The 14,016-nt window shown below is 61.2% G+C and carries 17 protein-coding genes; 8 read left to right on the top strand and 9 right to left on the bottom strand.

What is annotated here, in order from left to right; genetic code table 11:
• Window positions 1-13 precede the first annotated feature (13 nt).
• Together ACMGFM_RS15895 and ACMGFM_RS15890 are read right to left on the bottom strand one after the other, a co-directional pair.
• The gene (locus tag ACMGFM_RS15895) at window positions 14-523 is read right to left on the bottom strand and encodes a hypothetical protein (RefSeq protein ID WP_436903652.1); all 510 of its coding nucleotides are present in this window, start codon (window positions 521-523) and stop codon (window positions 14-16) included.
• 3 nt (window positions 524-526) lie between these two features.
• Window positions 527-1,078 (bottom strand): DUF7342 family protein, encoded by a 552-nt coding sequence (locus ACMGFM_RS15890; protein WP_436903651.1) that lies wholly within the window; start codon window positions 1,076-1,078, stop codon window positions 527-529.
• A 351-nt stretch (window positions 1,079-1,429) separates the two neighbouring features.
• Between ACMGFM_RS15890 and srp19 the strand changes: the two genes are divergently transcribed.
• Window positions 1,430-1,708 carry a signal recognition particle subunit SRP19 gene (gene srp19, locus ACMGFM_RS15885; RefSeq protein ID WP_436903650.1) on the top strand — a complete coding sequence of 93 codons (279 nt, stop codon included), beginning with the start codon at window positions 1,430-1,432 and terminating at the stop codon, window positions 1,706-1,708.
• Window positions 1,705-1,932, top strand: coding sequence for a Gar1/Naf1 family protein (locus ACMGFM_RS15880; RefSeq protein WP_436903648.1), 228 nt, complete (start codon window positions 1,705-1,707; stop codon window positions 1,930-1,932). The genes srp19 and ACMGFM_RS15880 overlap by 4 nt, the downstream gene beginning before the upstream one ends.
• Here the strand turns inward: ACMGFM_RS15880 and ACMGFM_RS15875 are convergent, their stop codons facing one another.
• On the bottom strand, window positions 1,933-2,469 hold the full coding sequence (locus tag ACMGFM_RS15875) for a GbsR/MarR family transcriptional regulator (RefSeq protein ID WP_436903647.1): 537 nt from the start codon (window positions 2,467-2,469) through the stop codon (window positions 1,933-1,935).
• Between the two features lie 55 nt (window positions 2,470-2,524).
• Between ACMGFM_RS15875 and ACMGFM_RS15870 the strand changes: the two genes are divergently transcribed.
• The 5 genes from ACMGFM_RS15870 (at window position 2,525) to ACMGFM_RS15850 (ending at window position 6,121) form a co-directional block, all read left to right on the top strand.
• A complete protein-coding gene (locus ACMGFM_RS15870; protein ID WP_436903645.1) occupies window positions 2,525-3,247 on the top strand; it encodes an ABC transporter ATP-binding protein in 723 nt (240 codons plus the stop codon).
• Window positions 3,244-3,996, top strand: coding sequence for an ABC transporter permease (locus ACMGFM_RS15865; protein ID WP_436903644.1), 753 nt, complete (start codon window positions 3,244-3,246; stop codon window positions 3,994-3,996). Before ACMGFM_RS15870 ends, ACMGFM_RS15865 begins: the two co-directional genes overlap by 4 nt.
• Complete coding sequence (locus ACMGFM_RS15860; protein WP_436903643.1) at window positions 3,993-4,721, top strand: hypothetical protein; 729 nt, start codon at window positions 3,993-3,995, stop codon at window positions 4,719-4,721. Before ACMGFM_RS15865 ends, ACMGFM_RS15860 begins: the two co-directional genes overlap by 4 nt.
• Window positions 4,722-4,775: 54 nt before the next feature.
• Entirely contained in the window at window positions 4,776-5,531 is a 756-nt protein-coding gene (locus ACMGFM_RS15855; RefSeq protein ID WP_436903642.1) for an alpha/beta fold hydrolase, read from the top strand.
• A gap of 74 nt (window positions 5,532-5,605) precedes the next feature.
• The gene (locus tag ACMGFM_RS15850; RefSeq protein WP_436903641.1) at window positions 5,606-6,121 is read left to right on the top strand and encodes a hypothetical protein; all 516 of its coding nucleotides are present in this window, start codon (window positions 5,606-5,608) and stop codon (window positions 6,119-6,121) included.
• Here the strand turns inward: ACMGFM_RS15850 and ACMGFM_RS15845 are convergent, their stop codons facing one another.
• The 4 genes from ACMGFM_RS15845 to ACMGFM_RS15835 form a co-directional block, all read right to left on the bottom strand.
• Window positions 6,122-8,473 carry a glycosyltransferase family 39 protein gene (locus tag ACMGFM_RS15845; protein ID WP_436903640.1) on the bottom strand — a complete coding sequence of 784 codons (2,352 nt, stop codon included), beginning with the start codon at window positions 8,471-8,473 and terminating at the stop codon, window positions 6,122-6,124.
• A gap of 79 nt (window positions 8,474-8,552) precedes the next feature.
• Window positions 8,553-10,028, bottom strand: a complete 1,476-nt coding sequence (locus ACMGFM_RS15840) for a two-component system sensor histidine kinase NtrB (protein WP_436903638.1) — start codon at window positions 10,026-10,028, stop codon at window positions 8,553-8,555.
• A gap of 253 nt (window positions 10,029-10,281) precedes the next feature.
• Window positions 10,282-10,389 (bottom strand): DUF8595 family protein, encoded by a 108-nt coding sequence (locus tag ACMGFM_RS16690; RefSeq protein ID WP_495849263.1) that lies wholly within the window; start codon window positions 10,387-10,389, stop codon window positions 10,282-10,284.
• A 72-nt stretch (window positions 10,390-10,461) separates the two neighbouring features.
• Window positions 10,462-11,097: an IS6 family transposase gene (locus ACMGFM_RS15835; protein WP_436903637.1), complete on the bottom strand. Its 636-nt coding sequence runs from the start codon at window positions 11,095-11,097 to the stop codon at window positions 10,462-10,464.
• A 104-nt stretch (window positions 11,098-11,201) separates the two neighbouring features.
• Between ACMGFM_RS15835 and ACMGFM_RS15830 the strand changes: the two genes are divergently transcribed.
• Window positions 11,202-12,065, top strand: a complete 864-nt coding sequence (locus ACMGFM_RS15830; protein WP_436903636.1) for a TrmB family transcriptional regulator — start codon at window positions 11,202-11,204, stop codon at window positions 12,063-12,065.
• A gap of 15 nt (window positions 12,066-12,080) precedes the next feature.
• On the opposite strand, the gene ACMGFM_RS15825 is transcribed toward ACMGFM_RS15830, so the two are convergent.
• Both ACMGFM_RS15825 and ACMGFM_RS15820 read right to left on the bottom strand, forming a co-directional pair.
• Complete coding sequence (locus ACMGFM_RS15825) at window positions 12,081-13,067, bottom strand: NAD-dependent epimerase/dehydratase family protein (protein WP_436903635.1); 987 nt, start codon at window positions 13,065-13,067, stop codon at window positions 12,081-12,083.
• A complete protein-coding gene (locus ACMGFM_RS15820) occupies window positions 13,064-14,014 on the bottom strand; it encodes an NAD-dependent epimerase/dehydratase family protein (RefSeq protein ID WP_436903634.1) in 951 nt (316 codons plus the stop codon). Before ACMGFM_RS15820 ends, ACMGFM_RS15825 begins: the two co-directional genes overlap by 4 nt.
• Between the last annotated feature and the right edge of the window lie 2 nt (window positions 14,015-14,016).

The following is a 14,016-nucleotide window of genomic DNA, read 5'->3' as shown; positions in this document are numbered from 1 at the left end:
TGTCGGCTACGTCTTACGTTGGTCGCCCTCCAAAGTCAGGGAGTTGTGGAACTCCGTCCTCCCACGTCAGTGCGTCGAGTGTCGCGACGAGATGGTCTATCCGCTGGTCGAAGACGTTTAACGGGTGTTCGTCGATGAACGTGGCAGCCTCTCGCTGGACGGTTTCTCCGCGGTAGTCGACTTGGAGATGACACTCGCCGAACTCCGGGTGCGTCTCGTCTTGGTGCCAGCCAATCATGAGGTCCCGCTCGGACTCGACCCACTGAATCTGGTAGTAGTCGTGCTCCCGGCCCTGCGGGAAGTCGAATGAAACCTGTAACTCCGCTTCAGCGACGGGATAGGACGCTTGGAGAAACGCCTCCGGGTTCACTGTGGCCCGAACCTCGCTTTTGTTCAATTTGGACGGATGGTACCAGACCGCTTCGACTGGCCCGTCTTCGCCGGCCTGGGTCTGGAGCCAGCTGTGGACGCGAGTGAGCAGCGTCCGCTTGTCGAGGTTCGCCCGGTTTGCGAAGAATATCATCGGCTACGAGAGTGAGACCGGCGAGTTCGACGACCCATCTTCACCGCCGTAGAGTTCACGAGCGTCGTCGTACAGTTCCAGCGCGTGACTGAGCAGACGCTTGTTGTCCTCGTACTGCTCCCACTTCCGGAGCACTCGGTTGCGATGCTTGACCGCCTCGCTATCTGTCTCCTCGGTCAGCGTCGACTCCAATTCGCCGCGCGAGTCGACGCCAAACTCCGCTTTCCAGTCGTCAATGTCCGCCTGGATTGCGGCGATTTCTTCCCGGAGTTCTTCCCGGGTCTGCTCGTTTATCAACTCCGTCAGTTCGGTGAAATACCGCAACTGGTAGTTCGGTGCATACTTCGTGTTTCCGTCGTCGCCGTCGACGGCCTGTAACTGCCCGAACTCGACGAGCATCTCCAGTTCGTCTTTGGCCGTCTGCCACGAGGAGACCTGCGCTTGTTTGCGCACCCACTCGACAGAGCGCTGTTCTGTGAGCGCCGTTGCAATCTCTCTGACGCGCTCACGCGCCGTGTGGTCCTCGGTCCAAGAATCGAGCCCACGGTCAGTCATATACGAGTGTACCCGCGCAAGTCTGTTATTTCTTTGGACTACTCTCGTATATGCGAGATACTCACTGTTCGCGGCGCACTTCGTCACCGCTCGCATTCCCGAGATTTTCGCTTCGCTCGAATCTCGCTGTTCGCGGCTCCTTCCGCCGCCGCTCACATCTTGGAGAGCTCCTTCCAGTCGCTCTCCCTGCTCACGGGTCGTTCCTCCCCGTTCGCGTCTTGGAAGGCTCCCTACGGTCGCCTTCCCTGCTCGCGGTGCGCTCCGCTTCTCGCTCGCATTCCCGAGATTCTCGCGTTGCTCGAATCTCGCTATTCAACAAGACGTTTGTACCACGCCCCCACACACTCCCGTATGGTCGAAAACGTCATCTGGCCCGCCTATCTCGACGCGGATCTCACTCGCGACGAAGGCCGTCGAGTCTCGAAAGACCTCGCTGTCTCGGAACCCACCGTCGACGAGATTGCGCAGGCCGTCCAGCAGGTTGGCTACGACGCCGTCATCGAGCGCTCGAAGACCTACCCCCGCGAGTACGAACCCCGCGGCCGAGTCCTCGTCAAGGGGGCCGAGGACGCTTCCAAGAGTGACCTGCTCCAGGCCACCGCGGCCTACCTCGACGTGATCCGCGGATGAAACGCATCGGCGAGGCCGTCCGGATGGCACAGGGCAAACTCATCGTCCGCAGTCCCGACGACAGCCACCCCGACCTCGGCAGTGACGTTATCGACGAGGATCTCAATGATGTCGGCACCGTCGTCAGTGTCTTCGGGCCCGTCGAGCGGCCGTATCTCGCCGTGCTGGCCGACCGCGACGACGCCGCGTTGCTCGTCGGGTCGCCGCTATACGCCCGGCAGTAGCTACTCTCGCTGGAACCGGTCGAGCAGCCCAGCCAGTCGGTCGACCGAGGAACTGGTCAGTAGTCCAACCAGCCGCTGGCTCCGGTCGTACAGACTCCGGAGCGTCCGGACTTTCTTCAAGTCTCGTTCGGCCTGGTCGGAATCGGCCGCTTCCAGTTGCTGCTCGGCTCGTTCGAGCGAGCGGAGCATCGTCTCGATTTCACGACGCACTTCGCGGTCGAGAAACTCCTGAAAGACCGTCCAGAGGTCCCGTTCAGCCTCGTAGAAGGCTTTCTTCCCTTCGCCGGGAATCGAGCGCCGCCGAACCAGATACAGCCGCTTCAGGTCGCTCATCGCCGTACTGACCGTCGATTTCGCGTAGCCGCTCTCCTCGACGAGGGTGTCCAGCGACATCGGCTCGTCGGCGAAAAACAGTAAGCCGTACAGCCGGCCGTAACTGCGGCTCAAGCCGTAAATTTCGGCGGTGCGCTCCATCGCCTCGATAACCTCTTCGCGGGCCGCGTCGATCTCTGCGCTCGGCGCCTGACTCTCGTCCATCATGCTCAGATACACCACGAAAGGGTTAATACGTTTTGTTCAGTATATTCGGTTAATGCCGAATATAGAAAATCAAGCCGAACGGAATGGTTCGGAGCCGGTTGTCCGTGCGGCCGGCATCGAGAAACGCTACGAGTCCTCGCTGCCGCTCGTGGACCGCTCTGTGTCGGTACTAACTGGGGCCGACGTTGCGCTGTACCCGGGCGAAATCGTCGGTATCGTCGGCGAGAACGGGTCGGGGAAGTCGACGCTGATGCAGATTCTGGTCGGGGCGCTCGCGCCCGACGCCGGGGACATCACACGCCGTGGCACCGTCGGCTGGTGTCCACAGGAGCCACTGCTGTACGACCGCCTCACCGTTGCCGAAACGTTCGAGTTGTTCGGCGAGGCGTACGGACTGTCAGACGAGCGCCTCCGTGAGCGCCGCGACACGCTGGCCGAGCGGCTGGATTTCGAGGAATTTCTGGAGTACCGGATCGACCACCTCTCGGGCGGCAACCGCCAGAAGGTCAACCTTGCGACGGCGCTGCTGCACGACCCCGATGTACTCTTGCTCGACGAACCGTACACGGGCTTCGACTGGGAGACCTACCTCGCTTTCTGGGAGTTGGCCGAACAGCTCCGGGCAGAGGGTACGACCGTGGCGATTATCTCACACCTGATTAGCGAACGCGAGCGCTTCGACCGGATTCTCGAACTCCGCGACGGACGGCTCCACGAACAGGACGAGCCACCTCAACAGGCTCGCTCGGCGGCCCACGCCGGTGGTTCTCCGTGAGCGTCCAGACCGGCACGCGGGTCCGTCTCGCTGAACTCCTGCGCCAGCCGCTGACGCTGCTCGCGCTGTTCGTCCTGCCACCGGTCGTCATCGAAGTCTACGGTGTCGCCGCGGGGTCGTTCCCACAACTGCCGACTAGCGCCAGTGAGCCGGCGACGCTTGGCCGGCTCACCGGCGCGGTGTTCGCCGTTGCCTTTCTCGCCGCGCTCGTCGGACTATTCCAGATTGTCAGTGCGCGCGACGGCGACAGACGCCTCGCTATCGCCGGCCTCGCCCCAACGACACTGCTCGCAACCCGGCTGGCGACGACGCTACTGGTCGGAATCGGCGGCGCCGTCGTCGCGTTGCTGACCATCTCGCTGCGAGTCGACGTGGCTGCGCCGGCCATCGCCGCCGGTGCGCTCGTCCTCGCCGGGAGTATCTACGGCCTGCTCGGCATCGTCGTCGGCGCGGTCCTCCCACGAGAACTCGACGGCTCGCTCGTGCTCGTTTTCCTGGCTGACTTCGACACTGTCGTCTCTTCGGGACTGGTGCCCGTCGCCGGCTCGGTTTCGCTTCCGGTCGTCGGCGAGGTCACCGTCACCGACGTTGCGCCGCTTGCCCACCCGCACGAGCTGTTCAGGACCGCTGTCCTCGACGGCACGCTCGCCGACGGCCACCTCGTGGCCGCCCTCGGCTGGGTTGCTGCCCTTCTCGCCGTTGCTGTCCTCGCGTACACCCACTCGACCGGAGCGGGGTGGTCGGCGTGAGCCGCGTCGGCCTCGCTATCCAGACTGGCCTGCGAGACCTCCGGCGCACGCCGGTACTGGTCGCGCTGCTCGTCGCTGGCCCGGCGTACATGATTTGGGTATTCAGCGCAATCGCACCCGACGGGCCTGCGACGGTCTACCTCGGTACCGAGACGGTCCAGACGACGCTGTCGGCAGTGTTACCGGCAGTGGTGACGCCGATGACGGCCGCGCTGTTGTCCGGTGTGGCTGGCCTCTTTCTGATGCAGACGGCCGCCAGCGCCGATTCGCGGCTAGTTGTCGCTGGCTACCGTCCAGCAGAGGTTGTCCTCGCCCGCTTCGGACTCGTCGCTGCCGTCGCCGCAACCGCAACCCTCGTCTCGACGGCTGTGATGCTCACGACATTCCAGCCCGCCCGCCCCGGCTGGTTCCTGCTCGGCACGGGGCTGGCGGCGCTTTCCTACGGCTTGGTCGGGGTAGTCGTCGGCGCGCTCGCCGACCGCCTCGTCGGCGTCTACCTCCTCGTCTTTGGCTCGCTCATCGACCTTTTCGTCTTCCAGAATCCGCTCGCGACCGACACGCCAGCGCTCGGTACTGTCCTGCCCGGCCACTTCGCGCTCGCGGTCACCACCGAGGCTGGCTTCGCCGAGTCGGCCCCAGTCGAACCGGTCGCCGGTGCGCTCGCCTATCTTGTGGTACTGGCCTGCGTTGCGGTGGCGACCGTCTCGCGCACCCTCCGCGTCTGATCCCTGACGACCCGCTTGCGGGCCGTTCAAACCTGTCCATCACTAACCACCGGTATGGAAACCGTCACCGCCGCCGATGGCACCACCATCGCCTACGACCGCTTCGGCGAGGGTCGTCCGCTCGTCTGTCTGCACGGCACCGGCGTCCGCCGGACGATGTGGGCACTGCTCGGCCAGCAACTCTCGGAGTTCTCACTGCTCGCGCCCGACCGACGCGGCCGCGGCGACAGCACCGACACCGACCCCTACCACTTCGAGCGCGAAATCGAGGACGTTCAGGCGCTTGCCGCGGCCTGCGAGGAAGACCCGATTCTCGTCGGTAGTTCCTTCGGCGGACTACTGGCGATGGCGGCCGCCGACGCCGTCGACCCGGCCGGACTCGCGCTGTACGAACCACCGCTCCCGCGGGCGACACTCGAGGAGGCCTCGGAACGCAGTCTCGCTACCGAAACCGCCGCACACATCGACGCCGGCGACCCCGAAGCGGCCGCTCGAACCTTCTTCACCGAGGCGACCGGCGCGGAGTCGGTCGAACACTGGCCCATCTGGCCGGAGTGTGTCGAGTTTGCCCACACGATTCCCCGCGAGTGCCGCACTGTCGAGAACTTCGAGATTGCCGACGCCCCGACCGAGTTCGAGACGCTGCTGCTCACCGGCACCGAGAGCCCGCAGTATCTGCAGGATGGTATCGACCAACTGGCGACCCGGATTCCCGACCACACCCTCGCCACGCTGGCGGGCGTCGGCCACGCTGGCGTCGCGACTGCGCCGGACCAGGTTGCCGACGCGCTCGAATCAACCTTCGCGTAGCGAGTGTCCCGACTTGGTGGTGGACAGCAGGATGTCGATAACCTACATATCCCGGGAGGTCGTAGACCCGGGCGATGGAGACCGCCCTCGACGCGCTCCCGGGTCGACCGATGTCAGCCGAGGATATCGCGGCGCTGAACAACGCCGCGACCCTTCGGGTGATTCCCTACACCTGGCTCGGCGAGCAGGTCATGGCCGCGCTACTGTTGTACGACGAGCGCCGCGCCGACGACGACGAGGAGGTCGGCGCGGACGCCCGCGTCACCGACACCGACGCCGAGGAGGAAGCGGAGGACAACCCCTTCGGCGGCCGTGACGACAGCATCGGCACTGTCGAGGTGATTGGTGGTGAGGACTCCGAGCCAGAACCGGCAACCGAGCGCGTCAAGGAGGAGGACGACGACCTCCGGGTCTACGCGGTCGGCTACGACGACGGCGACGCCGCCTGGGTGGTCATCAGCGAAATCGACCCCGACGCGGAGTTCACCGACGCCGAACCCCCGATTCGGGAGTGGGCGACGGAGACCTATCACGAGGCCATCGTTGACCGCCTCGCTATTGGTCCCTCGGAGTACGAACTCGCAGAGTAATCAGTTCCCTGCCCGTACCGTCGCGCCGTTGTTCACTTGCGTTTCGTTCACGCTGACGGTCTGGCCGCCGACTGTGTAGTCGCCGGGGTAAGCGACACGGATGTTCGCGATACCGTTGTTGTTTGCCGTCGCAGTCCGTCGGTACTCGAACTGTTCGCCCGCGGTCTGGATTGTCCGTGTAACAGTGACGTTCGTTCCCGGCTCTGCCTGTGTCCGAACCACCGCGCCGTCAACGACGGCGAACGCCCGGACGTTACTCTCAGAGTAGATGAGCTGATAGTGGGCGACACTGTCGTTGCCCGCGCCGAAGTCCTCGAACAGCGTATCTTGGATAGTCCCTTCGGGCGCGTCAACGTCGGTCAACACGACATACCCAACCCTGTTGTTGAAGTTATTGAAATACGAGTCGGGGTTGCTATCGGAGATGAACGGTTCGTACGTTCCGCGTGCGTACCCGTACCCACGTGACTCACCGTTGACGAAGTGGTTGTACATCCGGTTTTCGCCCCACTCGCTCAGGACGAAGTTATCGGGATAGGACTGGTTCAGCTCCTCGACGCGCTCGTCGACGCTCTCCATCGCTCCGATTTGCTCGTCGGAGTACTGAATCTGTGAGAGCAGCGACGGGACGAAGATAAGATTGAGCAGGAATATCAGTCCGACTGCGCCGACGAGATACGCACCGATAGTTGGTGTCTCGGGGAGTGACAGTGACGGGCCTTCGGGAGGCTCTCGGTCGAATATCGTCACCGGCCGCGCGAGGTCGACGGCGCTGAGTAGATACACGAGGCCGACGCCGGCGAACACTGCACAGAGAACCGCGAACTTCGCGGCAAAACGAACCTGAAAGGTTGCAATGGCGAGGTAGTACCACGCGAAGGCAACGGCAGCGAGCCAGCCCGGTTCGTAGCGACGAACCACGTAGTATGTCAGGACCAGCAACGGCACGAGCGCGAAGTAGAATCCCAGCCCGAGTTGGCTGAGCGGGCCAAAGACGATTGCCTGGTCGAGTCTGAATAGCGACGCCGTCTCGGTCGCGGTTTCGCGGTTGAAGAAGGCATCCGAGCGCTCCTGCAGGCGCGCAACATCTTCCGGCCGCAGTCGACGGAACAGGACAATTCCGACGACGCCGAGGACGCCCTCTGCACCCAACAGTCCGAGCGCCGGCAGGTCTACACGTTGCCACAGGTGCGCCAGAACTGCGAGTGTAACGACCCCGACAGCGACGGCGACAGGCACCGTTGCGGCGATGGATTCGTGCCAGCCCCACCGGAGGTGTGCACCGAGTGCGAACAGACTCCCGACGACGACTCCCGTGAGCGCTGGCAGATTCCCAACGAACGGGTCGACTCCCGCTTCTGTGTCCGTCACGACTCGCCCGGCGAAGTAGGCTCCAATGGGGACGAACGACAGCGGCGACCCGCCCCAGGTGTGTGCGAGTGCGCCGGTGCCGAGCGCGAGCAAGCCGGCCACGGCCCACGCTCGCGGGGTTTGGACGTGCTTCCATGCCGGGTTGTCGGTACCGCTCTGCTGGTGCTTCTGCACGTCGACAGCCAGCCAGACCAGTGTATAGACGATGACCCCAATCCAGAGATACTGGTACGGACCGTGGTCGAGAAAGCCAAGCGCGGTGTAGGTGACGTGCACTGGCGTCAGCGCCAGGGTGAGGACCGCTGCGAGCGCGATTCGTCGGTCTCCCGTGAGGGTGCGCGCAATCCCGTACACCGCGAGGCCGAGTATCACGCTTGCGAGGACTGGCGCGAACGCGGCGACGAGGTCCGGCGCGCCCGAGAGTTCGGCCAGCCACCAGTTCAGTGCATGTGACATCGGTCGAATCCGCGTGAGTTCGCCAATCGTCGAGAGCATCCCGAAGTCGAACGCGCCGCTGGAACGCGCAAGCAACTCCGCCTGCCAGTACCGGAAGAAGTAGGAGTCATTCGCCGGCGAGACGACGCGGCCGTTGACGAACACCTGCCCAAAGAACAGCGAGCGCGCGGCGACGAGTACGGCGAGGGTGCCAACCAGTCCGACGAGCGCCCGCCGGTCGACTGCTGGGAGCGCGATATCGAGGTCTAGTTCCCGGTCGGTCGTCGACGTGTCTTCTTCTGTTCCGTGCAGGACGGCTCTGACGGCTTGCCGGTCAGCGAAGTGGTAGTCGCCGTCGGGCGCGTTCTCCACGAACGGGCGCGAGACGAGTTCGCCGAAAGTACCCGAGTCGAGGTCCGTATCGTCGAAGGCCCACGACTCCTCGTCCTGCTCGTGGGCATGTAACTGCTCGAGCGTGTCCTCGTGCTCTGGGTAGTCGTCGAGATACGAGCGCGTCGCTTGTTCGACACGCTCGGTGTCTGTCATTACTGGTATCGGTGGACGAGGGCGGATTTAGTGGTTACGCTCTCAACACCTTCCTCCGACTGGACTGCTTTTCCAGCGCTCAGTCAGACAGTGTGACCTCTGGTGTCTCCGCCTGACCGACCGAACACACCCCGACATCGCGAATCTCGAAGCGCGCCCCGCCTTCGGGGCTCTCGGTGACGGTCACGTCCCAGTCGTGACCCTCCGCAACCCGGCGGACGATGGAGAGGCCAAAGCCACTGCCACCCTGTGCCGTCGTGTACCCCGGCGTGAAAATTTGCTCACGGTCGGTCTCTGGAATGCCTGGGCCGGTATCCTCGATGAAAAACCCCTCGTGGTCTCGCTCGCTCTCTGGCCCGGATAACTGCGAGAGCGCGCCGAACCGAACAGTCACACCCGGGTCAGTGTGTTCGACGGCGTTGCGAAGCAGATTCTCGACGACAGATTTGGTCCGCTCCGGGTCTGCCTCGATTGCGAACGGTTCGATGTCGAGTTCGTCTGCGTCGCGACTCAGCGTCTGCCACGCCCGCGTCGCCAGTTGGTGAATGTCAACTTCACAGGTATTGTTGACGGTGATGCCAGTCTCGGCGAGCGTCCGGAGTTCGTCGATCATCTCTTCGATGCGGCCCAGTGCCGTCTCGACGCGCTCGAAGTCCTCGGCGGCGTGAGACTCACTCGCCAGCTTGATGCCCGCCTGTGCCGTCGTCAGCGGCGTCCGCATGTCGTGTGAGATGAACGAGACGATTTCTTTGAGGCGCTCGTTCTGGGCCTGGAGCTGTTCGCGCTGGTGTTTTTGTTCGGAGACGTCTCGCAGGATGCCAACCGACCCGCGGAATTCCTCGTCGAAGGGGAGTGCCGCCATGTGGTCACGACACGGCACCACGTCGCCGTCCTTGGTGTGGATATCCACCTCGAAGGCCTGGCGCTCGGGGCCGCCACCTGAGACGATCGACCGCAGACTCTCGTTTGCCTTCTCGACGCCCTCCTCGGTTTTGATGAGGCCCGGCGAGGACCTGATAATTTCCTCGCGGTCGTAGCCCGTCATCTCGACAAACGCCTCGTTGACGTAGCTGAACGCGGCGTTCTCGTCGACGACGTAGGTGGGGTAATCCAGCGCCTGTAGGACGGTGGCGTAGCGTTCGGATTCGCGCTCGGCGCGGAACTCCTTGGCTGCGTGGGCGACCCGATTGGCCAGTCGTTCGAGTTGGTCCGGTCCGCCCTTCTGGAGGTAGCCCGTGACGCCGGCGTTGATCGCCTCGCTGGCAATCGTCTCGCTCCCTTTGCCGGTGCAGAGGACAAAGGGGAGGTCCGGGTGGCCGTCTCGCACCTCGGTCAGTAGTGTTAGGCCGTCCATCTCGGGCATATCGTAGTCGCTGATAACGCAGTCGATTTCTTTCTCGGCGAGGTGCTCGGAGACCTGGGTGGGGTCTGTCGTGTTGACGACGGTGATTTTCTCGAGGTGTCGATGCAGGAACTCCTCGACGATATCGACCTGGCCGCGGTCGTCGTCGACGTGGAGTACTGTCGGGCCGTGTGCTGGCAGCGAGGGAGGCATCTGTTATTAGACTATTAGACTGTGAAAATATAGGGATACATCCTAATCTGGTTGGGCCACTTACTCTGACACACAGAATATATTCGGGTTGGAGTACCAACTCTGTTTGGTGGGTGTTTTATACATAATTCATCTTCAAAATTCACTTTCCAGTGCCTTCTCCACGTCGGCACTGATTGACGAGTACGCTTAGGCAGATTACTGGTCCGATAGTTTGCGTAGATTCACTGGACTTGTGTCGTCTGAGAGCCGCTTACTCTGAGTTATTACGGGACTCGCTCAACTTTTCCCAGATTTCTGCACAGCCGTCACCGTCTTCGATTTCAGCCAGGTGTTCTGACTCTGTTTCATTACTTGCCATAGTTACTCAGTATCTTAGTAAACAAATAACGACGATGCTACTTAAATCCTGTTACCGGCTGGACGGTAGTGTTTAGTTTGGAGCATTATGCCAGCGAGCGAAGCTTTGGAGCCATTTTTCAGCGGTCTTCGGTTCGACGTGACTGAAACAGTTTGAGAACGAAGAGGTTCGGCGTTTTACCTCGCGAAAGATACGTTCGACGCTATTCCGACTTCCGTGGCGTTCGGTTTGAAATCGGAGCCCTGCTCGGTGAAGTGCAGCTTGGAGGTGGTTCGCGCCATCAACGAGAAACACGGCGTCTTCGACATCGTGTTTCTGACGAAGTTCTCGAAGAAATATCTCCGTTAGAGCGGTTGTCGTGGTGGAAAACAGCCGCAGGTGGAGCAGTTCGTTTGTGTCTGGATCAGCAGCGGCGTACAGCCAGTACTGCTGATCGTTGATGCGAATCACTGTCTCGTCGACCGCGACGTGATTCGGAGTTTTGCCACTGGTCGGCTGTAGATCGGCTTTCTGAACCCAGTCGTGCACCGCCTTTCGAGAGCGTTGGACACCCAACTCATCAAGAACAGAGATGGTATTCGAAAGTGATAGTCCTGCCAAATGCATCTGAATACCAAGCTTCATCGCTGGCTCGGGTGTCCGCTCGCGCTCCACAAAATCCAAATCAATCCAGTCGCTACTTCCGCTGAGGCGTGTGATTTCTGGCATAGAGCACCACAAAATCATCACGCCTCACTTTTCACGCTTAACTAAACACCGCCGGCTGGACCACCTACCGGCGTTTAAATAGTGGTCAGAACATTATACGAGGTATGAACGATAGGTCGGATGCTGACCGTCTCTTCGAGCATCTCGGGCTCGGAGAGTACGAAACCACGGCGCTCAAAGGATTGCTCACCCACGGCCGGTCGACGGCGCCGAATCTTGCCGAGGCAACTGGCATTCCAAACGCGCGTATCTATGACGTACTTGATGAGTTGGCTGACCGCGGGTTCATCAAAGTCATTCCCGGCCGGCCGAAGGAGTTCCAACCAAAACCACCTGCGGATATTCTTGACCGCGCAGTCGAGAATCGTCAGCAGCAGTTCGAGTCGTTCCGCGCAGAACTCGATGATATCCGGGATGTCTTCCTTGATGCATACGAGTCCCGCTATCAGGCTGCCAGCGAAGACCTGTCGCCGACCGAGGAACTGTTTCATGTCGTCGATGTTGGCGAGCCTAGTGAGGCTGAAACGCGAGCTATCTATCGTAATGTTGAGGACACGCTGAACGTCATGACGAAAAGCCTCGAGTACTTCGAGAGCATCCGACCAGCGCTTACCACGGCAACCGAGCGTGGTGTCGACATCGAGATGCTGTTTCTGCACCCCGAGCATCTCTCCGAGCACAACGCCGAGATTCAACGAGAGGTCCTCCGAGAACTCAGGTCCGAGTTTCCCTCCGTCGGCATTCGGTTCAGCGAGCAGCCCCTGCCGTGGCGTGGTACGCTCGCAGATCCGAGTGTGGACTACGAGACCGGCATCGCCATTGTCCTCGTCGAAGAAAAAGACGTACCACTCCACATGCGTCAGGCTGCTGTTACAGAAAACGGCTCGTTCGTAGCCGGACTCAAACGGTATTTTGACCTCGTCTGGCAGTACGAAAGCGTTGACCCCGACAATATCGTAGAACTGTAATTTGTGATGACCGATTCACTCGCTGCTTCGTTCTCGAATCAACGTTCGAATCGTCTCCTCGACAGTGCGCGTCGGTTCCCAGTCGAGTTCTGATTTCGTGCGGCTCGTATCGACAGTGAACTGATCGACAAGCGTTTCGCCGCTGCGTGGGTTCTCGACCAACCTTACTTCCGTGTCGATGTCTGCTTCTTCGCTGGCAATCGTCTGCACCAGTTCACCGACGGCCTGCACGCTTGGATCTTCGTCACTCGCGATTTCGTAGGCTCGGGCTCCCGTCTCACCGCGTTCGAGTTGTGCCGCCAGCTGTTCGGCACTCCTGATGTACGCATTCGCAACGTCTTTAACGTGAATATAGTTTCGCGATTGGGTCCCGGGTTCGTAGACCGTCAGTGGCTCATCGGAGAACACTCGATCGATGAAGAAGTTGATGACCGTGCCTTTGCTCACCTGTTCGGTCCCGATGGTATGCTCGCCGTAGAGATTAGAGATGAGGAACAGGTGGGCTGGGAACGCGTCCTCGGCGTACGTTCGGATCGATTGCTCGCTCAGGAGTTTTGTCCGCCCGTACCAGTTTAGCGGGTCTCGAGGCAGATCAGCTGTGATCGGGAACTCTGCCGGGTCGCCCAGGACAGCCATACTGAACGGGAACGCGAGCGCAGCGCCGGTCTTTCGACAGAACCAGGCCACGTTTTCTGTTCCCTGGACGTTGACTTCGTAGGCGAGGTCTGCCTGTTGTTCGCAGTCGTCGACGCCGCTGATTGCCGCCAAGTGCATGACGATGTCTGCGCCGCTGAGGGTGTCCTCCAGTCGGTCCCGATCACGAATGTCGACGTGCTGGACGGTCACGTCACCAATCTCTCGAATCGTCCCGAGATAGAAGTTGTCGAGTGCGATAATCTCCCAGTCTGGATGCTCTTCCTGCAGTTTGTGAACGACACGACTGCCGATATATCCCGCAGCGCCTGTGACTGCTACTGTCAGTGATTCGTTGTCTGTGGTCATGAGTTCGTCTTCACGTCTCTGTCTGTAAATGCCGTTGCAAGTTCTCTGATTCCTTCTCGGAGTGTATACTCTGGTTGATAGCCAGTTGATTTGACGCGGTCGAAGTTCACGTGATACGAGGGACCGGGGTGTTCGTCTTCAAGATACGTGATGTCGATACCTGCCCCAACCTCGTCGTGGACAATCTCGGCAATCTCGCTAATTTGGTAGTTTTCGCTGTTCGCGCCGACGTTGTAGATCAACTCGGGCCACGAGTCCGGGTCGAGTGTTGCCTGTTTGAATGCGCGCGCTGCGTCTGTGACGTGCATGAATGGTCGCCAGTTCGAGCCGTCGCCGTAGACGGTCAGTGGCCGGTTCGTGAGCGCTCGAAACACGAAGGTGTTCACGACCAGATTGAAGCGAATACCCTCTGCGTAGCCGTAGTTCGTGCTGAGGCGTAACGCTGTCCCATTACCGTCAAACTCCGCGAGCAGTTCTTCGGCCTGTAATTTTGACTCAGCGTACGGGTTGATTGGGTGGGGCTCGGTGGTTTCGTCGACGTTTTCGTGGGGCGCTCGGCCGTAATTGTTGCACGATGAGGCGAACGTGACGGTGTCGACGCTGAGTTTTTCGGCTGCGTTGAGGACGTTTTGTGTGCCCTCGAGATTGACAGCGAAGGTCTCCTCACGGCGGTCGTGGGTGCTCGCCGCGCCCGTGATTGCAGCGAGGTGAATCACCGCGTCGGTGCCACGCATCGCGCTTTCGACCTCACCGTAGTTTCGCACGTCGCCCTGTCTGAATTCCAAGCTGTCGCCGATGTCTGCACCCATGAGGTTTCCCGGAGAGCCGCCGGTCAGCGAGTCAAGCACGACAACGCTGTCAACCTCGTCGGCGTCCTGTAGCTGTGGCACCAGTGCGCTCCCGATGTACCCACAGCCGCCTGTAACCAGCACCGTTTGCTCGGCCATAG

Origin of the sequence: Halovenus halobia (assembly GCF_051414135.1) — an archaeon.
GTDB classification, from domain to species: domain Archaea; phylum Halobacteriota; class Halobacteria; order Halobacteriales; family Haloarculaceae; genus Halovenus; species Halovenus halobia.
This window is presented reverse-complemented; position numbering and strand designations above follow the sequence as displayed.

What these genes read in the sequence shown, in the direction of transcription:
- ACMGFM_RS15825 (WP_436903635.1), bottom strand. Translation starts at nt 13,067, where the DNA reads ATGACCACAGACAACGAATCACTGACAGTAGCAGTCACAGGCGCTGCG.
- ACMGFM_RS15845 (WP_436903640.1), bottom strand. Translation starts at nt 8,473, where the DNA reads ATGACAGACACCGAGCGTGTCGAACAAGCGACGCGCTCGTATCTCGAC.
- ACMGFM_RS15840 (WP_436903638.1), bottom strand. Translation starts at nt 10,028, where the DNA reads ATGCCTCCCTCGCTGCCAGCACACGGCCCGACAGTACTCCACGTCGAC.
- ACMGFM_RS15880 (WP_436903648.1), top strand. Translation starts at nt 1,705, where the DNA reads ATGAAACGCATCGGCGAGGCCGTCCGGATGGCACAGGGCAAACTCATC.
- ACMGFM_RS15855 (WP_436903642.1), top strand. Translation starts at nt 4,776, where the DNA reads ATGGAAACCGTCACCGCCGCCGATGGCACCACCATCGCCTACGACCGC.
- ACMGFM_RS15830 (WP_436903636.1), top strand. Translation starts at nt 11,202, where the DNA reads ATGAACGATAGGTCGGATGCTGACCGTCTCTTCGAGCATCTCGGGCTC.
- ACMGFM_RS15850 (WP_436903641.1), top strand. Translation starts at nt 5,606, where the DNA reads ATGGAGACCGCCCTCGACGCGCTCCCGGGTCGACCGATGTCAGCCGAG.
- ACMGFM_RS15890 (WP_436903651.1), bottom strand. Translation starts at nt 1,078, where the DNA reads ATGACTGACCGTGGGCTCGATTCTTGGACCGAGGACCACACGGCGCGT.
- ACMGFM_RS16690 (WP_495849263.1), bottom strand. Translation starts at nt 10,389, where the DNA reads ATGGCAAGTAATGAAACAGAGTCAGAACACCTGGCTGAAATCGAAGAC.
- ACMGFM_RS15835 (WP_436903637.1), bottom strand. Translation starts at nt 11,097, where the DNA reads ATGCCAGAAATCACACGCCTCAGCGGAAGTAGCGACTGGATTGATTTG.
- ACMGFM_RS15870 (WP_436903645.1), top strand. Translation starts at nt 2,525, where the DNA reads ATGCCGAATATAGAAAATCAAGCCGAACGGAATGGTTCGGAGCCGGTT.
- srp19 (WP_436903650.1), top strand. Translation starts at nt 1,430, where the DNA reads ATGGTCGAAAACGTCATCTGGCCCGCCTATCTCGACGCGGATCTCACT.
- ACMGFM_RS15820 (WP_436903634.1), bottom strand. Translation starts at nt 14,014, where the DNA reads ATGGCCGAGCAAACGGTGCTGGTTACAGGCGGCTGTGGGTACATCGGG.
- ACMGFM_RS15875 (WP_436903647.1), bottom strand. Translation starts at nt 2,469, where the DNA reads ATGGACGAGAGTCAGGCGCCGAGCGCAGAGATCGACGCGGCCCGCGAA.
- ACMGFM_RS15895 (WP_436903652.1), bottom strand. Translation starts at nt 523, where the DNA reads ATGATATTCTTCGCAAACCGGGCGAACCTCGACAAGCGGACGCTGCTC.